Annotated in this window: 13 protein-coding genes and 1 riboswitch; of the genes, 6 read left to right on the top strand and 7 right to left on the bottom strand. The window is 62.5% G+C overall.

What is annotated here, in order from left to right:
- The first annotated feature begins 229 nt into the window (after positions 1-229).
- The 3 genes from HKD46_RS06955 to HKD46_RS06945 all read left to right on the top strand — a co-directional run bounded on the left by HKD46_RS06955 (position 230) and on the right by HKD46_RS06945 (position 7894).
- Positions 230-1372: a 3-phenylpropionate MFS transporter gene (locus HKD46_RS06955; RefSeq protein WP_010673233.1), complete on the top strand. Its 1143-nt coding sequence runs from the start codon at positions 230-232 to the stop codon at positions 1370-1372.
- Between the two features lie 63 nt (positions 1373-1435).
- Positions 1436-4897, top strand: coding sequence for a PAS domain-containing hybrid sensor histidine kinase/response regulator (locus HKD46_RS06950; protein WP_043152611.1), 3462 nt, complete (start codon positions 1436-1438; stop codon positions 4895-4897).
- A 201-nt stretch (positions 4898-5098) separates the two neighbouring features.
- Positions 5099-5185: riboswitch (cyclic di-GMP riboswitch) on the top strand.
- A gap of 111 nt (positions 5186-5296) precedes the next feature.
- Positions 5297-7894, top strand: coding sequence for a glycosyl hydrolase family 18 protein (locus tag HKD46_RS06945; RefSeq protein ID WP_043152616.1), 2598 nt, complete (start codon positions 5297-5299; stop codon positions 7892-7894).
- Between the two features lie 140 nt (positions 7895-8034).
- Here HKD46_RS06945 and HKD46_RS06940 read toward each other — a convergent pair whose 3' ends face one another.
- Both HKD46_RS06940 and crp read right to left on the bottom strand, forming a co-directional pair.
- Entirely contained in the window at positions 8035-8835 is an 801-nt protein-coding gene (locus tag HKD46_RS06940) for a putative RNA methyltransferase (RefSeq protein WP_043152618.1), read from the bottom strand.
- Positions 8836-8962: 127 nt separating this feature from the next.
- Entirely contained in the window at positions 8963-9601 is a 639-nt protein-coding gene (gene crp, locus HKD46_RS06935; RefSeq protein ID WP_010673237.1) for a cAMP-activated global transcriptional regulator CRP, read from the bottom strand.
- A gap of 374 nt (positions 9602-9975) precedes the next feature.
- Here crp and HKD46_RS06930 point away from each other — a divergent pair, with 374 nt between their 5' ends.
- Positions 9976-10380, top strand: a complete 405-nt coding sequence (locus tag HKD46_RS06930; protein ID WP_010673238.1) for an OsmC family protein — start codon at positions 9976-9978, stop codon at positions 10378-10380.
- Between the two features lie 48 nt (positions 10381-10428).
- On the top strand, positions 10429-10728 hold the full coding sequence (locus HKD46_RS06925; protein WP_010673239.1) for a hypothetical protein: 300 nt from the start codon (positions 10429-10431) through the stop codon (positions 10726-10728).
- 69 nt (positions 10729-10797) lie between these two features.
- On the opposite strand, the gene HKD46_RS06920 is transcribed toward HKD46_RS06925, so the two are convergent.
- The 3 genes from HKD46_RS06920 to HKD46_RS06910 form a co-directional block, all read right to left on the bottom strand.
- A complete protein-coding gene (locus HKD46_RS06920) occupies positions 10798-11331 on the bottom strand; it encodes a DUF4136 domain-containing protein (RefSeq protein WP_124813075.1) in 534 nt (177 codons plus the stop codon).
- A gap of 16 nt (positions 11332-11347) precedes the next feature.
- The gene (locus HKD46_RS06915) at positions 11348-12217 is read right to left on the bottom strand and encodes a phosphoribulokinase (RefSeq protein ID WP_010673241.1); all 870 of its coding nucleotides are present in this window, start codon (positions 12215-12217) and stop codon (positions 11348-11350) included.
- A gap of 235 nt (positions 12218-12452) precedes the next feature.
- Positions 12453-12698 carry a YheU family protein gene (locus HKD46_RS06910; protein ID WP_010673242.1) on the bottom strand — a complete coding sequence of 82 codons (246 nt, stop codon included), beginning with the start codon at positions 12696-12698 and terminating at the stop codon, positions 12453-12455.
- Positions 12699-12787: 89 nt separating this feature from the next.
- On the opposite strand from HKD46_RS06910, the gene HKD46_RS06905 reads away from it, so the two are divergent.
- On the top strand, positions 12788-13936 hold the full coding sequence (locus HKD46_RS06905) for a GGDEF domain-containing protein (protein WP_043152622.1): 1149 nt from the start codon (positions 12788-12790) through the stop codon (positions 13934-13936).
- On the opposite strand, the gene HKD46_RS06900 is transcribed toward HKD46_RS06905, so the two are convergent.
- Both HKD46_RS06900 and HKD46_RS06895 read right to left on the bottom strand, forming a co-directional pair.
- On the bottom strand, positions 13918-14901 hold the full coding sequence (locus HKD46_RS06900) for a hydrolase (RefSeq protein WP_171865061.1): 984 nt from the start codon (positions 14899-14901) through the stop codon (positions 13918-13920). The genes HKD46_RS06905 and HKD46_RS06900 overlap by 19 nt on opposite strands.
- A gap of 60 nt (positions 14902-14961) precedes the next feature.
- A complete protein-coding gene (locus HKD46_RS06895) occupies positions 14962-15861 on the bottom strand; it encodes a chemotaxis protein (protein ID WP_171865060.1) in 900 nt (299 codons plus the stop codon).
- Between the last annotated feature and the right edge of the window lie 145 nt (positions 15862-16006).

Below are 16006 nucleotides of genomic sequence, written 5' to 3'. Positions count from 1 at the left end.
CTCAGGCCCCTTTTGTCATGAAGGTCGGCGTCTGCAAAAAAGAAACCCGCCAGGGGCGGGTGGAAGGATTGCAACACTCATCAGGAAGCGGTGTTACCCAATAGACAGGGGGATGTGACAAAGGTTCAACTTTATTGATATTTATGGTTTTTATCTGTCATGCCGCCTGGGGATCCCCGCCCCGAAATCGGTTATCATTTGTGCCCCTTGTCATGCAGCCCGAGCCTCTATGCCCGCGTTCTCCTGGTTAGCCCTGTTTTTTGGTGCCTTCTACTTCGTTTATGGCGCCTACCTGCCGTTCTGGTCGCTCTGGCTGGAAGGCATCGGGGTGAGTACTGAACAGATAGGGCTATTGCTAGGGGTGGGCATGGCCATCCGCTTTGCCGGCAACCTGATGGTGATGGGGCGAGTCAAGGGAGCCGGCCAGTTGCTGCCCGTCACCCGGCTGCTCTGTCTGCTGAGTCTGCTGGCCTTCCTCGGTTTCTATCTGGGCCACAGCCTCTGGTGGCTGGTGGTGCTGACCCTGGCGGCCAACTTCATCTACCCGACCCTGATGCCCATGGGAGAGGCGCTTGCCACCCGTATGGTGGTGCAGACCCACCTCGACTACGGCAAGGTGCGGCTGTGCGGCTCCTTTGCCTTTATCGTCGCCTCCACCCTGGTGGGGGCCCTGGTGGGCAACTTTGGCAGCGACTGGGTGCTGCACACCATGGTGGCCGGGCTGCTGATCATGCTGGGGCTCAGCCTGCTGCCGCTGCGACCCGCCCCCCGGGAGCTGCAAGGGGAGCGGGCCAAGGCCTCGCTGCTCGTCACGCTCAGGTCGGCCCCGGTGCGCCGCTTCCTGCTCATCACCGCCCTGCTGCAGGGGAGCCACGCGGCCTACTACGGTTTCAGCGCCATCTACTGGAAGAGCGCCGGCTACAGCGGCACCCTGATCGGGTATCTCTGGGCTCTGGGAGTGGTGGCGGAGATCGCCATGTTCGCCGCGGACAAGCGCTTCCTCCAGCGCTTCGGCGCCCAGACGCTGTTTCTGGTGGGGGCCCTTGGCTGCGTGGTGCGCTGGGTGCTGCTCGGCAGTTCTACCGACCTGGCGGTGCTGGTGCTCGGCCAGCTGCTGCACGGGGTCACCTTCTGCGTCAGCCACCTCGGCGCCATCCGCTTCATGACCCGCCAGTTGCCCGCGGAGCAGCAGATCCCCACCCAGGCGCTCTATGCGGCCCTGGGCCTTGGCATGACGGTGGCGGCCCTGATGGCGATCTGCGGCGTGCTGTTCGAGCCGCTGGGGGGCGGCATCTTCTTTATCATGGTGCTGGTAGTGCTGCCGGTCTTCGTGTTGCGGCTGCGTGAAGAGAGCCCTGAACAGGGCCGATGACACAGGTCTGCCGGTCTCTGGCGCGGCAGGCCTCCGACTTATCTGGAAAAGGGAAGTAGAGAGATGCACCAAGGATGGCTGCTGATCGGGTTGTCGCTCGCCTATCTGGGCTTGCTGTTCCTCATCGCCTATGTGGCGGACAAGAACAAGCGCCGTCGCCCCAAGGGGCAGCCTCTGCTCTACAGCCTGTCGCTGGCGGTCTATTGCACCTCCTGGACCTTCTTCGGCACCGTGGGCCAGGCCAGCGAATCCCCCTGGTCGCCGGTGCCCATCTACCTGGGCCCCATGCTGGTGTTCCTGTTTGGCTGGCGCCTGCTGGCCCGCCTCATCCTGGTGGCCAAGCGCGAGCACATCACCTCCATCGCCGATTTCATTGCCGCCCGTTATGGCAAGTCCCAGCGCCTGGCCATGGTGATCAGCCTCATCGCCGTCATGGGGATACTTCCCTATCTGGTGCTGCAGCTCAAGGCGATCGTCACCGGGCTCGATCTGCTGATGGCCAACAGCACGGGGGTCAGCCCCACCAGCAACATGGCGGAGCTGGCGCTGGGGGTCACCCTGCTGCTGGCCCTGTTCAGCATTCTGTTCGGCACCCGCAACCTGGATGCCACCGAGCACCACAGGGGCATGGTGGTGGCCATCGCCTTCGAGTCCGTGGTCAAGCTGCTCGCCTTCATGGCGGTGGGGGGCTTTGCGCTCTGGCTCATCATCGCCAGACCGAGCGAGGCGCGTACCCTGGTGGCGGGCGACTTCCTCGATGCGGTGGTGGCGGTGACGCCGGGCGGCCTGCTGGAGCTCGCCATCTACACCCTGATCGCCATGTGCGCCGTCATCTGCCTGCCGCGCCAGTTTCACGTGACCGTGGTGGAGAACAACCAGGGGCAGGATCTGCACTGGGCCCGCTGGATCTTCCCCCTCTATCTCTTCCTGATGGGGCTCTTCATCTGGCCTCTGGCGCTGGCAGGCAAGCAGTGGGTCGGGGCAGACATGGCCTCGGATACCTATGTGATAAGCCTCCCCATGTCCCTCGGATTCGACGGCATGGCGATGCTGGCATTTCTCGGCGGCACCTCGGCGGCCACCGGCATGGTGATCGTCTGCACCATCGCCCTGGCCATCATGGTGAGCAACGATCTGGTGTTGCCGGTCCTGCTGCGCCGGGTCTGGCAACAGGGGCGGGATGAGCGCCTGATGCGGTTGCTGCTGCAGGTGCGTCGGGGTGCCATCTTGCTGATTTTGCTGGCGGCCTGGGCGCTCTATCTCTGGCTCGGGGATCTCACCAGTCTGTCGCGCATCGGCTATCTCTCGTTCGGGGCCGTGGCCCAGTTCGCACCGGCCCTGCTGCTCGGCCTGTACTGGCGTCATGGCAATCGCAAGGGCGTCTATCTCGGGCTCGCCCTCGGGGTCAGCCTCTGGTTCGTGACCCTGCTGGCGGAGAGCGGACTGCTGGCTGGCTCCCCTCTCGAAGCCCTGCTGGCGCCCCCAGACTGGCCGGCGGTGCGGGATCTGAGCCTGGGGGCCTGGTGCCTCTTCCTGAGTCTTCTGCTCAACCTCGCCGGCTATGTGGCGGGCTCCCTGCTGTCACGGGCGGCGGTGAGCGAGCGGCTGCAGGCAGCCAACTTCGTCGGCAAGACGAGCCGGGATACCTCGGCGCTTTATCATGCGCGGGTCTCGGTGAAGGAGCTGGAGATGCTGGCGGCCCGCTTCGTCGGTTCCAGCCGCGTCAAGCGGGCCTTCGGCCGCTTCGCGGGCGAACGGGGAGGCACCCTGGCGCCCCAGATGCAGGCCTCCGCCGAGCTCATCGCCCACACGGAGCGACTGCTGGCCGGGGTATTCGGTACCTCGTCCGCCCGCCTGGTGCTAGCCTCTGCCCTGCAGGGACGCAACATGCAGCTCGAGGAGATCGCGACCATAGTGGACGAGGCCTCCGACATGTTCCGCTTCAACCGCGGCCTGTTGCAGGGGGCAATCGAACACATGGGGCAGGGGATCTCCGTGGTGGACAGGGAGCTCAGGCTGGTGGCCTGGAACCGACGCTACATCGAGCTATTCTCCTATCCCCCCGGTCTCATTCAGGTGGGCCGTTCCATCGAGGAGATCATCCGCTACAACGCTGGACAGGGGTTGTGCGGCCAGGGAGACATCGAGGCCCAGGTAGCGCGGCGGGTTGCCTTCATGAAGCGTGGCAGCCCCCATGTCTCGGCGCGGGAGCGTCCCGATGGCCGGGTCATCGAGATGCAGGGCAACCCCATGCCTGCGGGGGGCTTTGTCATGACCTTCACCGACATCACCCCGTTCAGGGCGGCGGAGCGGGTGCTGCGGGAAGCGAACGAGCACCTGGAGGCGCGGGTGGCCGAGCGCACCCACGAGCTCTCCGAACTCAACCGCCAACTGCTGCTGGTAAACCAGCAGGTGGAGCGGGCCAACCAGTCCAAGAGCCGGTTCCTTGCGGCGGTGAGCCACGACCTGACCCAGCCGCTGAACGCGGCCAAGCTCTTTACCTCCTCCTTGCTGGAGATGCTGCCCCCGGAGGACGAACCGGCTCGCATCGCTCGCCACATCGACGACGCCCTGGGGGCGACCGAGGATCTCATCACGGATCTGCTGGACATCTCGCGCCTCGAGGCGGGCAAGTTCAAGGCGAAGAAGCTCGATTTCGCCCTGAGCGATGTGCTGGACAATCTCAAGGCGGAATTCGGCGTGCTGGCCCAGGCCGGTGGGATCCAGTTCTCCGTGGTGGAGAGCCGCCTTGCGGTCTACAGCGATGTGCGCTTGCTGCGGCGGGTGTTGCAGAACTTCCTCACCAACGCATTTCGCTACAACCCCGGCGGTCGGGTGCTGCTCGGCTGTCGCCGCATGGGGGAGAAGGTGCGCATCGAGGTGTGGGATAACGGCCCCGGCATCCCGGAGGGCAAGCAGGAGGCGATCTTCGACGAGTTTTCCCGCCTCGATCACTCCCGCACCGCCAGGGAGCAGGGGCTTGGCCTCGGGCTCGCCATTGCCCGCGGCATCTCGCTGGTGCTGGGTCATCAGCTCTCCCTGCGCAGCTGGCCCGGAGCGGGGTCCGTTTTTGCCATCACCCTGAACCTCGCGACCCGGCCCGTCATCCCCAGCCAGGTGACGACCCCGGCCCTGCGGGACAGCCAGCTGGAAGGGGTCAGGATCCTCTGCATCGACAACGAGGAGGATATCCTCATCGCCATGGCCTCGCTGCTGGGACGCTGGGGCTGCGAGGTGCGCTGTGCCCAGAGCCAGGAGCAGGCGGAAGAGATCATCGGCGGCGGCTTCCTGCCTGCGCTGGTGCTGTCGGATTATCACCTGGATGACGGCAAGACCGGGTTGCAGGCGCTGCACATGATCAGGCTGGCCCACGGCAACGGTATCGGCGGCATCATCATCAGTGCGGATCGCAAGAGCGAGTTGCAGGCACAGATCCGTGAGCACGGCTTTGGCTACGTGAGCAAACCGGTCAAACCTCTCAAGCTGCGCGCCCTGATGAACAGCCTGCTGATGCCGGTTCAGTGACTGGTCTCACAGAATCGAGCATTGGCTGAACATTTTTTTGATGCCATCCAGGCGCCATGATCGACGATGATGATGCCTATTTCGTCGCCATTTTCCGGATTTGGTGATAATTGAGTCTTGTTGGGTGTCACTTTTGGCAGGTGGCACCCGGGCGACTCTCCTCTATAGTCATTCGGCGATTATTTTTGTCGCAAATCAAGTTGTGCAAAAAGGCAAACCGGATGAAAGTCCGGGACGCAAAGCTTCCGGTCTAAGGGTCTGCGTACCTAGGATAGCGGGGCCACCACAGGTTGTATCGTCCATGGGCCAAGCCATGGTTGCGATGTTGTCTGCGTTACCTGGCAGGTTGCGTTGCCTTTTTCGTTGTTAATTCCAATAACGAAATAAGGAAGTTCAAATATGTTAAGTCCAAAACTTTCCCTGCTGGCGCTTCTGGTCGGGGGGCTTTGCACTACCTCCGCCTTCGCCGCTGCCCCGGGCAAACCCACCATTGGCTCCGGCCCCACCAAGTTTGCCATCGTTGAAGTCAATCAGGCCGCTTCGGCCTACAACCAGCTGGTGACCGTCCACAAGGATGGCGCTCCCGTCAGCGTGACCTGGAACCTCTGGTCCGGTGACGTCGGACAGACCGCCAAGGTACTGCTCGACGGCAAGGAGGTGTGGTCAGGCCCGGCCTCCGCCGCGGGTACCGCCAACTTCAAGGTCACCAAGGGGGGGCGTTACCAGATGCAGGTGGCCCTGTGCAACGCCGATGGCTGCACCCTCTCCGACAAGAAGGAGCTGATGGTCGCCGATACCGACGGCAGCCACCTGGCGCCGCTCAATGCGCCCCTCAAGGAGAACAACAAGCCCTACGCCAACAAGTCCGGCAAGGTGGTGGGGGCCTACTACGTGGAGTGGGGGGTCTATGGTCGCAAGTTCACCGTGGACAAGATCCCGGCCCAGAACCTGACCCATATCCTCTACGGCTTCACCCCCATCTGCGGTGGCAACGGCATCAACGACAGCCTCAAAGAGATCTCCGGCAGCTTCGAGGCGTTGCAGCGCTCCTGTGCGGGCCGCGAAGACTTCAAGGTCTCCATCCATGATCCCTGGGCGGCGATCCAGATGTCCCAAGGCAACCTCAGCGCCTGGGATGAGCCCTACAAGGGCAACTTCGGCAACCTGATGGCTCTCAAACAGGCCCACCCGGACCTTAAGATCCTGCCGTCTGTCGGCGGATGGACCCTCTCCGATCCCTTCTATTTCCTGGGTGACAAGACCAAGCGCGATACCTTCGTCGCCTCGGTCAAAGAGTTCCTGCAGACCTGGAAATTCTTCGACGGCGTGGACATCGACTGGGAGTTCCCGGGCGGACAGGGGGCCAACCCCAGCCTGGGCGGCCCGAATGACGGTGCCACCTATGTGGTGCTGATGAAGGAGTTGCGAGCCATGCTCGATGAACTGGAAGCCGAGACCGGCCGCCAGTATGAGCTGACCTCGGCCATCAGCGCCGGCGGTGACAAGATTGCCAAGGTGGATTATCAGGCGGCCCAGCAGTACATGGACCACATCTTCCTGATGAGCTACGACTTCAGCGGCGCCTTCGACCTGACGAATCTGGCCCACCAGACCAACCTCTTTGCCTCCAGCTGGGATCCGGCCACCAAGTACACCACCGACAAGGGCGTCAAGGCGCTGCTGGGTCAGGGGGTGACACCGGGCAAGATTGTGGTGGGGGCGGCCATGTATGGCCGTGGCTGGACCGGAGTGAAGAACTACCAGGCCGGCAACCCCTTCACCGGCACCGCTACCGGACCGGTGAGCGGTACCTGGGAAAATGGCGTAGTGGATTACCGCGACATCGTCAACAACCGCATGGGCGCAGGCTGGGAGCAGGGCTATGACGAGTCGGCCGAGGCCCCCTATGTCTTCAAGGCCAGCAGTGGCGACCTCATTACCTTCGACAACGACCGCTCGGTCAAGGCCAAGGGGCAGTACGTGCTGGCGAACCAGCTCGGCGGTCTGTTCGCCTGGGAAATTGATGCGGACAACGGCGACATCCTCAACGCCATGCACGAGGGGCTGGGCCACGGCGAGGGTACGCTGCCGCCGGTCAACAAGCCGCCGGTTGCCAATGCCGGCAGCGATCTGAGTGCCACCGGCCCGGCCGAGGTGACCCTCAACGGCAGTGCCTCCCACGATCCGGAAAACGGGGCGCTGACCTACAGCTGGAAACAGGTCTCCGGACCCCAGGCCAGCCTGCTGGATGCCACCCAGGCCAAGGCCCGTGTGGTACTGGATGCCGTCAGCAGCGACATCAATCTGGTGTTCGAGCTGACCGTGACCGACGATCAGGGGCTCTCGGCCAAGGATCAGGTGGTGGTCACCAACAAGGCGCCGCAGCCGAACCTGCCCCCCGTGGTCAGCGTACCGGCCAGTGCGACCGTCGAGGCCGGCAAGCAGGTGAGCATCAAGGCCACCGCTTCCGATCCCAATGGTGATGCCCTGAGCTATCAGTGGACAGTGCCGGCCGGGCTCAGCGCCACCGGTCTGGACAGCGCGACCCTGGTGGTAACGGGTTCGAACGTGACCAGTGATACGGCCTACGATCTGACCCTGGTGGTCACCGACGGGGCGCTGGATGCCACAGCCGTTACCCGCCTGACCGTCAAGCCGGCCAGTACAGGTGGTGGCTGCGAGGCCAGCGATCCGGATGCGGCCAACCATCCGGCCTGGAGTGCAGGTACCGTCTACAACACCAATGACAAGGTGAGCCACAAGCAACTGGTGTGGCAGGCCAAGTATTGGACCCAGGGCAACGAGCCGAGCCGCACCGCCGATCAGTGGAAACTGGTGAGCCAGGTGCAACTGGGTTGGGATGCCGGAGTGGTCTACAACGGCGGTGATGTCACCAGCCACAACGGCCGCAAGTGGAAGGCCCAGTACTGGACCAAGGGCGATGAGCCCGGCAAGGCCGCCGTCTGGGTCGATCAGGGCGCGGCGAGCTGCAACTGATCTGCCGTGATGAAAAATGGGGCCGAGGGCCCCATTTTTGTCTTGCTGCGTGGTCGGGTGTCTCTTCCCTGTCAGAGGAAAGGCGCACTCGCTTTGTCAAAAAGGCCCGTCAGGGCCTTTTTTCATGGTTTGTCACCGGTTCACAGCGGTTTTTGCCACAGGCTGAGCAGCAGATCCTGCTCGAGGGCGTCGGGCCCCTGGTGGGTGAAGGCGTGGCGCTGCTCGCCGCTGGCACGCCAGCCGAGGCGACTGGTCTCCAGAATGTGCTCGCGCAGGCCCTGATCCAGCGCCGTACTGAACTGGGCGCGTTGCTGAGCAACACTGACAAGCCCGGTGAGGGCGGGCCAGCTCAGGGGATGTTCCATGCTCACCGGATTGAGGCTGACGCGCAATTGCCACTGATGGCGAGGGCCTGGCTGCACGTGGAGCAGATAGCCGCCCGACGCCAGCCAGCTGACCAGGAGTTCCGTCTTGACCTTGAGGTCGTTGACCAGCAGCACCTGGGCCGTGCCAGGCAGTAGCGGGGCGCGCGCCGGGTCGGCGATGACGAACTGGCCTTCCGGTTGCGCCTTGTTGGCGGCGAAGATGGCATTCTTGGCCAGATCGAAACCGCCGACCTGCCAGCCGGGCAGCCGCTCAGCCAGGGCGCGGCAGTAGTACCCCTCGCCACAGCCGAGGTGGACAAGCTCGCGCTCGCCAAGAGGAGCGAGCAGGTTCGCCATGGCGTCTACCAGAGGCAGCTGGTGGCCTTGTTCCAGGAAGCGGCGCTTGGCGCGCAGCAGGGCCCGGCTGTCGCTGTCCTTGGGGTTCTTCTTGCCGGGGATGAGGTCCAGATAGCCTTCCGGTACGGGATCGAAGTGGTGCTTGTTGTCGCAATAGACCCCGCGGGAGGCGGCATGAAGGTGCAGGGGGCTGCGGCAAAGGGGGCATTGAAGGTGCATAGGAGTTCTCTTGGCGAAGGCCATGACGGCGGGGCGTTCGGGATTATAGGGGAGAGGATCGGAAAAGGCTGCCATGGGCAGCCTTTTTATCCAACGGCGCTGTGCGGGCGCCGTCGGCGGAACCCGGTCATCGGGTACCAAACACCACTATGGTCTTGCCGTGGGCGGAGATGAGCTCCTGCTCTTCCAGCATCTTGAGGATGCGGCCGACGGTTTCACGGGAGCAGCCGACGATCTGGCCGATCTCCTGGCGGGTGATCTTGATCTGCATGCCATCCGGGTGGGTCATGGCATCCGGCTGTTTGGCCAGGTTGAGCAGGGTCTGGGCAATGCGGCCGGTCACGTCCAGGAAGGCGAGGTTGCCGACCTTCTGGCTGGTGTGCTGCAGGCGCTTGGCCATTTGACCGGATAGACGCATCAGGATGTCCGGGTTGACCTGGATCAGCTGGCGGAACTTCTTGTAGGAGATCTCGGCGACTTCACAGGCGCCTTTGGCACGTACCCAGGCGGAACGCTCCGGATTCTCGTTCTCTTCGAACATCCCCATCTCGCCCAGGAAATCCCCCTGATTCAGGTAGGAGAGGATCATCTCCTTGCCTTCGTCATCCTTGATCAGGACGGCGACGGTGCCCTTGACGATGTAGTAGAGGGTTTCCGCTTTTTCACCGGCGTGGATCAGGGTGCTCTTGGCGGGATACTTATGAATGTGGCAATGCGACAAGAACCACTCAAGGGTGGGATCGCTTTGCGGTTTGCCAATGATCATGAGACTTCCTCTGTAGTGTCATTTTTATGGACTGTGCGTCCAGGCAAGTTGCCAAGCTTGCCATTCCTTACTCTTTGGTCGCAGTAGAATAAGAGCCTTTGCCTGTGCTGACAAGGCTTTGGGGTTTTGCCGTCCACCGGTGAGCCGCCATCTGCTGCGTCGTCCGGGGCATTCTAGGCAAGAAGAGGAGGTCGAATGTTGATTTCGATCTATTTCCCTTTGGGTCGTCGTCCGTTTCGCAGGAGAGGCTGCTGTCGCCACAAACGGGGCTTTATCGTCGGGAACGGGCAAGATCTTGGCGCATGTGCCACTCGACCCCGGCTTGAGGTATGCTATGGGCGTTAGAACCGTCGTCATTGAGAGGAAAGTGAGAGATGAAAGCCAAGGTCAGCTGGGTGGAAGGCATGAAGTTTGTGGGGGAGAGCGAGTCCGGTCATCAGGTGACCCTGGATGGCGCCAACCCGGGTGAAGGTGCCAGCCCGATGGAGATGATCCTGCTGGCTGTCGGCGGTTGCAGCTCCATCGATGTGGTCTCCATTCTGGAGAAGGCCCGTCAGTCCGTGACCGCCTGCCATGTCGAACTGGAAGGGACCCGCGCCGATACCGTTCCCCGGGTATTTGAGCAGATCCACCTCAAGTTCGTGGTGACCGGCAAGGGGCTGGCGGAGAAGCAGGTCGCCCGTGCGGTGGATCTGTCCATGGAAAAATATTGTTCAGTTTCCCTGATGTTGGAAAAAGCGGTAGAAATTACCCATAGTTATCAAATTCTTGAGGGTTGACCGCTATAGTTTGTCCCGTCGATAACGCCATGACATAAGGAAAGTGCGATGAAAAAAATGATGATGTTGCTTCCCCTGTTCGGTCTGGCCGCCTGCAGCATGCCGCAGCCGACCCAGTATCAATACAGCCAGTATCAGTGCGGGGAAGAGTTGCTGGCCATCACCTATGATGCCCAGGCCGACATGGTGCAGTTCCCTTATGCCGGTGTCTATCACAAGCTGGGGCGCATCGAGTCGCCCAAAGAGACTGCCAGCTATTCCGACGGGGTGACTACCTTCTCCCGTCAGGACAAGCAGGCCACCCTGGTCAAGAGCGGTGTGACCCAGCTGACCTGCGAGTTGAAGTGACCCTGATGCCGTCACGGCGTGCATGGAAAACGGCCTGCGTGAAGCAGGCCGTTTTTGTTGAAAGAGACATCAGTCTGACGGTAGCGAGCCCAGCAGCTGGGCGGCCAGTTGCTGGCTAAGCTGGCCACGGGCTTCCTCTGCGACAGGCACGTCGCTGGCGAGCTGGATGGCGCTGCTCCACACCGTTTTCTGGCTATGCCCGTCGAGCAGCACGACGGCCAGGGTTCCCTTGCGGGCATTGGCGGCGGCGTTCAGGCCCGGTGTCATGCCGAGGCGGGAGAAGATCTCGCCATCGCTCATGTCCTGGCTGCCAGCTACCCCGATGGCGACCCAGACGTCGGCCTCATCTAGGGGAACGCTGCGCCAGCCTTTGCCGTCCAGCTGCCGGATGACGGCCTGCTGTACCGGCTCGAGCCAGGGCGCGGCGCTGTTGCCCGCATACTGGAATTGTTCGGCCAGCGCATAGCGTGGTGTCGCCCCGTAGGTCCAATGCTCCGCCGGGCGAACCACCATGGTGCCCGTTTCGACCGTGGGTGCGGCGGGGCCGGAGCTGCAACCCCCCAGCAGGGTTGCCAGCGTGAATGAGAGAAGTGCAGCGCGCATCATTAAGCTCCTTGGCTCAGGTGATCTTGCCCGTTTCGATCAGTTGCTGGATCAGGGGGCGCAGGATCAGTTCCATTGCGAAGCCCATCTTGCCACCCGGCACGACGATGGTGTTCATCCTGGACATGAAGGCGCCGTCTATCATCGACAGCAGGTAGGGGAAGTCCACCTGCTTGATGCCCCGAAACCTGATCACCAGCATACTCTCGTCCAGGCTGGGTATCACCTTGGCGCTGAAGGGGTTGGAAGTATCGACGGTCGGCACCCGCTGGAAGTTGATGTGGGTGCGGGAGAACTGCGGCGTGATGAAGTTGATGTAGTCGTCCATGGAACGCACGATGGAGTCGGTCACCGCCTCGCGGGAGTGGCCGCGTTCCGAGGTGTCGCGAATGAGCTTCTGGATCCACTCCAGGTTGACGATGGGCACCACGCCGATGAGAAAGTCCACGTGCCGCGCCACGTTGTGCTCCCCTGTGACCACGCCGCCATGCAGTCCTTCGTAGAACAGCAGATCCGTCTCGCCGGGCAGATCCTGCCAGGGCGTGAAGGTGCCCGGCATCTGGTTGAAAGGCACCGCCTCGTCGAAGCTGTGCAGATAGCGCCGATACTGGCCGGTGCCGCTCTGGCCATACTCCTGGAAAAAGGACTCCAGCAGACCGAAATCGTTGGCCTCCGGGCCGAAGTAGCTGATATGCCGCCCCTGCTCCCGGGCCTTGCGGATCGCCACGTCCATCTCGGGCCTGGTGTAGCGGTGAAAACTGTCCCCCTCGACCACGGCCGCCTTGTATCCAAGCTGGTGGAACATGGAGCGGAAGGCGTTGGTGGAGGTGGAAGTACCGGCACCGGACGAACCGGTGACCGCGATGATGGGATGCTTGGCCGACATAGAATTCTCTCTTCCTTGGGAGTTCCGTTATAAGGGGTGGCCCAAAGTGCGGTCAAGTGCGCCGTCATCCTCCCGCTGCCCCCACGCTTCCCGACAATAGCGGTGAACGAGGGCTGCCCTGTGCGCTGGGGACGCCGGAATAGGCGCTGCTGGGTGGCGAGCTGGCCATGCGGCCTGATGGTGCGAGTTGGATAGGGGGAGGGCGGGGTGAGCCGCCCGATAAGCCGTGACCGCGTTACGCTTGGGGGAAGTCGTCAGTGGGTGACTTGCTTAAATGAGTCTTTGGGACGACATTGACACTTTCGTGCAGCTCGCTATAGACAAGCACGGCGCTACCTTGTAGCAATTGTTGCCTGACTGCTTCGACCTTGTCGGTCAGGCTGACATCCTGTTCACCGTATTCGGTGCCTTCTTGCAGCACAAAGTGTTCGAGCAGGTTGGTGAGGGTGTCCGGCTCCAGTTCTTGCCAGGGGATAATCATGATTTCATCTTCACTCAGTGGGTTGCGGATATTGTCGGTGTCTGGTCGGCAAGCGCAAGGGATTTGTCTCGTTTTGGACGAGGGGTGCCATGCAATCCATTGACGCACGCCGACCCTCCAGTCAATTCGAACAGCACCTGTTCGATGCCCGCCGCCGCGCCCTGAGCGCCGGTTTGCGCTGGTACTGGGTCATCAATCTCATCGCCCTCGTATTTCTGCTGACCCGCTTTTACATCTATCGGGATGCACACCTGGTACTGGTCGACAACCTGCCCTGGTCTTACAAATGGCAGCTGATCACCATGATAGGAGTCGGCCTGTTGCTGCCGTTCGGGTGGGGCTGGCTCTCCCGTCAACCCCATGTCATCTGGCAGGGCTCCCTGTACGTCTGCGTCCTTTCCTGGGGATTGGCCTGGGCCATGGTGGGTTACACCATCTCGATCGTCGACTTGAAGGGGGGCTTCAGCTTCATTTTCAACATGGTCAGCCTGCTGCTGACCGGTCTCGTCGCCGCGTATTGCGATGTGCGGCTGTTTTACGCCCTGGTGTCGGTCCCCCTGCTGTTCTTGCTGATGAGAGCCTCCTGGAGCCCTGATCCTTTTGTTCTGGTCAACACCATTGTGGTCGGGGTCTTGCTGGTGGTGCTGGAGACGGGGCGGCGCATGCTCAACGGCTGGTTCGAGCTTGCGGTGTCAAGGGAGCACGACAACCTGATGCTGGCAAACAAGATGAATGCCATGGCTCACCGGGATCCCCTGACCGGCATAGCCAACCGTCGCCACTTCGATCAGGCGTGCAAGCGTGCCATTGCGCAAGGCACGACCCTGGATGTGCCGCTCACCGTAATCCTGCTCGATGTGGATTTCTTCAAGCGCTACAACGATCGCTATGGTCATCAGGCGGGGGATGAGTGCCTGATCCTGGTGGCCGAGTGCCTGGAGGAGAGTGTGCGGGAACCCGGTGATCTGGTGGCGCGCTACGGGGGAGAGGAGTTCGTGGTGCTGCTGCAGGAGACGACGCTGGCCGGTGGCCAGGAGGTGGCGGAGCGCATTCGCACCACTCTGGCGGCCAGGGCTCTGCCCCATGAGGATTCCGACGTTTCCCCCCACCTCACCCTGAGCCAGGGGATAGCCCAGTGGCGAACCGGGGAGAGCCTCGTCATGCTGCTCGAGCGGGTCGATGGCGCCCTCTATCAGGCCAAGGAAGAGGGGCGCAACGGTTATCGGCTCGCACCTTGAGTCTGCTCCCGCAACCACTGGCTGATGCGCTCATCCAGCCAGAAGCGGGGGCGCCAGGGAGAGCCGTGCAGGAAGCCCACGTGGCCGCCCTGGCTGCTCAGCTCGTAGCGCACCAGAGGGGAGAGCTGCTCTGCCGCCGGAATGACGGCATCGGTCATGAAGGGATCGTCGGCGGCGTGAATGACGAGGGTCGGGATGGGAATGCGGGCCAGCAGGCTCAGGCCGGAGCAGGTCTGGTAGTAGTGATCGGCGCTCTCGAAACCATGGAGCGGTGCCGTCACCAGCTCGTCGAACTCCCTCAGTGTGGCAATGCGGGTGATCTGGGCCGGCTGCCAGCGCGCCCGTGCCGCGCTCTGGCGCCGGATCTTGCTTTGCAGGTTGGTTCGCATGGTGCGCAGCAGGTAGTTCTGATAGACCCGTGAGAAGCCCTGATTGACCCGATCGGCACAGCTTGCCAGTTGCAGCGGGGCCGACACTACCACCGCCGCTTTCAATTGTGCCGGGCAGGCCCGCGCCAGCAGATTGACCAGCATGTTGCCCCCCAGGGAATAGCCGATGGCGACCAGGGGCCGGCCTGGAAAACGCCGCCCCAGCTCGGCAATCACCGCCTGGGCGTCCTCGATAGCGCCGGAGTGATAGGCCTGCAGCAGCCGGTTCGGCTCGCCACTGCACCCCCGAAAGTGCATCAGCACCGCCTCGTTCCCTTGCCGCTGCAGGTGGGCAAAGAGACCCTTGGCATAGTGGGAGTGAATGCTTCCCTCCAGTCCGTGGAACACCACCACCAGGGGTTGTTCATCCTGGCCGGGTTCGCCGCTCCAGGCCAGATCGACGAAATCGCCGTCCGGGAGTTCGAAGCGCTCCTGGATGAAGCGGGCAGGCGAGCGGCGCAGCCACTTGGGCAAAATGGTTTGCAGATGGGGGTTGCGCGCCCACCAGGGGGCGTGGAAGTGGCTTTCTGTCAACATGCAACGACTCGGAAGAGCAGGGAGGAAAAGGGGGCGGCGAGCCCTTGGCTCGCCGCGACATCAGGCCATCAGACGATCGTGGTGCTCGGCGCCGCGCAGCATGGCCTGGATCAGTTCGTTGGCTTCAAACTTGGTGAGCGCCTCGTGGGCGCCGACCTGATGGGCCCGCTCCACGCTGATCTCGCTGGAGAGGGAGGTGTGCAGGATGATGTAGGCTCCCGCCAGCTTGGCATCGCTCTGCACCTCGAAGGCCAGCTCGTAACCATCCAGTCCCGGCATCTCTATATCGCTCACCAGGATGTCGATCCGCTTGCCCTGGGAGACCCGGGCCTGCATCAGGGTGAGGGCGTCGCGTCCGTTGGTGCAGACCTCGTAGGGGATGTTGATGTAATCGAGCGCCGCCATGAGCTGGCGACGGGCGACAGAGGAGTCGTCCACCAGCAGGATCCGCATCGGCTTGAGCCGCTCGCGCTGCACGTCGGTCAGCACGGGGTAGAGATGGCTGGGATCGTCCGGATAGACCCGCGACAGGATGAGTTCCACATCCAGCAACTGGATCAACTGATCTCCCACCCGGGTCACGCCGGTGACGAAGACGTTCTGTCCCAAAGAGGGAGGGGGCGGCTCGATGTCACGCCAGTTGCACTCGGTGATCTTGTCGATGCCCCGCACCAGAAAGCCCACCAGGGTGCGGCGGCAATCGGTGATGATGATGAAGCAGTGGGGCATCTCCTCCCGGGTGATGGGGCGGTAGCCCACGGCCATTGCCATGTCGATCACCGGGATGGTGGTGCCGCGCATGCTGGCGGCACCGAGCACGGTGGGATGGGATTGTGGTAGAGCGGTGAGCTGGGTGTAGGGCACGATCTCCTTCACCTTGAGGGTACCGATGGCGAAGGATTGTCTGGCAGAGAGGTGGAACAGCAACATGCCCTGGGATTGGTTGGCCTTGCTCGTCATGGCGGATGTCCTGTTGATCTAAATAGCTGTTCCGAATAGTAGATCACCGGAGGAAGGGAACTCAGTCCAGTTTGTGCGATCTGATTAGTCGCTAAACAAAACAAGCCACACCCAAAGGACTGAGTTGATGCCTATCCTACCACCT

This window comes from Aeromonas sp. TW 6 (assembly GCF_013168745.1).
Classification (GTDB): domain Bacteria; phylum Pseudomonadota; class Gammaproteobacteria; order Enterobacterales; family Aeromonadaceae; genus Aeromonas; species Aeromonas caviae.
Note: the sequence above shows the minus strand (reverse complement) of the source record. Positions and strands in the feature narration are given on the sequence as shown.

Bases quoted from the DNA above. Each gene is read 5' to 3' on its own strand.
- HKD46_RS06900 (WP_171865061.1), bottom strand. From the start codon at position 14,901: ATGTTGACAGAAAGCCACTTCCACGCCCCCTGGTGGGCGCGCAACCCC.
- HKD46_RS06950 (WP_043152611.1), top strand. From the start codon at position 1,436: ATGCACCAAGGATGGCTGCTGATCGGGTTGTCGCTCGCCTATCTGGGC.
- crp (WP_010673237.1), bottom strand. From the start codon at position 9,601: ATGATCATTGGCAAACCGCAAAGCGATCCCACCCTTGAGTGGTTCTTG.
- HKD46_RS06895 (WP_171865060.1), bottom strand. From the start codon at position 15,861: ATGACGAGCAAGGCCAACCAATCCCAGGGCATGTTGCTGTTCCACCTC.
- HKD46_RS06940 (WP_043152618.1), bottom strand. From the start codon at position 8,835: ATGCACCTTCAATGCCCCCTTTGCCGCAGCCCCCTGCACCTTCATGCC.
- HKD46_RS06910 (WP_010673242.1), bottom strand. From the start codon at position 12,698: ATGATTATCCCCTGGCAAGAACTGGAGCCGGACACCCTCACCAACCTG.
- HKD46_RS06905 (WP_043152622.1), top strand. From the start codon at position 12,788: ATGCAATCCATTGACGCACGCCGACCCTCCAGTCAATTCGAACAGCAC.
- HKD46_RS06920 (WP_124813075.1), bottom strand. From the start codon at position 11,331: ATGCGCGCTGCACTTCTCTCATTCACGCTGGCAACCCTGCTGGGGGGT.
- HKD46_RS06945 (WP_043152616.1), top strand. From the start codon at position 5,297: ATGTTAAGTCCAAAACTTTCCCTGCTGGCGCTTCTGGTCGGGGGGCTT.
- HKD46_RS06930 (WP_010673238.1), top strand. From the start codon at position 9,976: ATGAAAGCCAAGGTCAGCTGGGTGGAAGGCATGAAGTTTGTGGGGGAG.
- HKD46_RS06955 (WP_010673233.1), top strand. From the start codon at position 230: ATGCCCGCGTTCTCCTGGTTAGCCCTGTTTTTTGGTGCCTTCTACTTC.
- HKD46_RS06925 (WP_010673239.1), top strand. From the start codon at position 10,429: ATGAAAAAAATGATGATGTTGCTTCCCCTGTTCGGTCTGGCCGCCTGC.
- HKD46_RS06915 (WP_010673241.1), bottom strand. From the start codon at position 12,217: ATGTCGGCCAAGCATCCCATCATCGCGGTCACCGGTTCGTCCGGTGCC.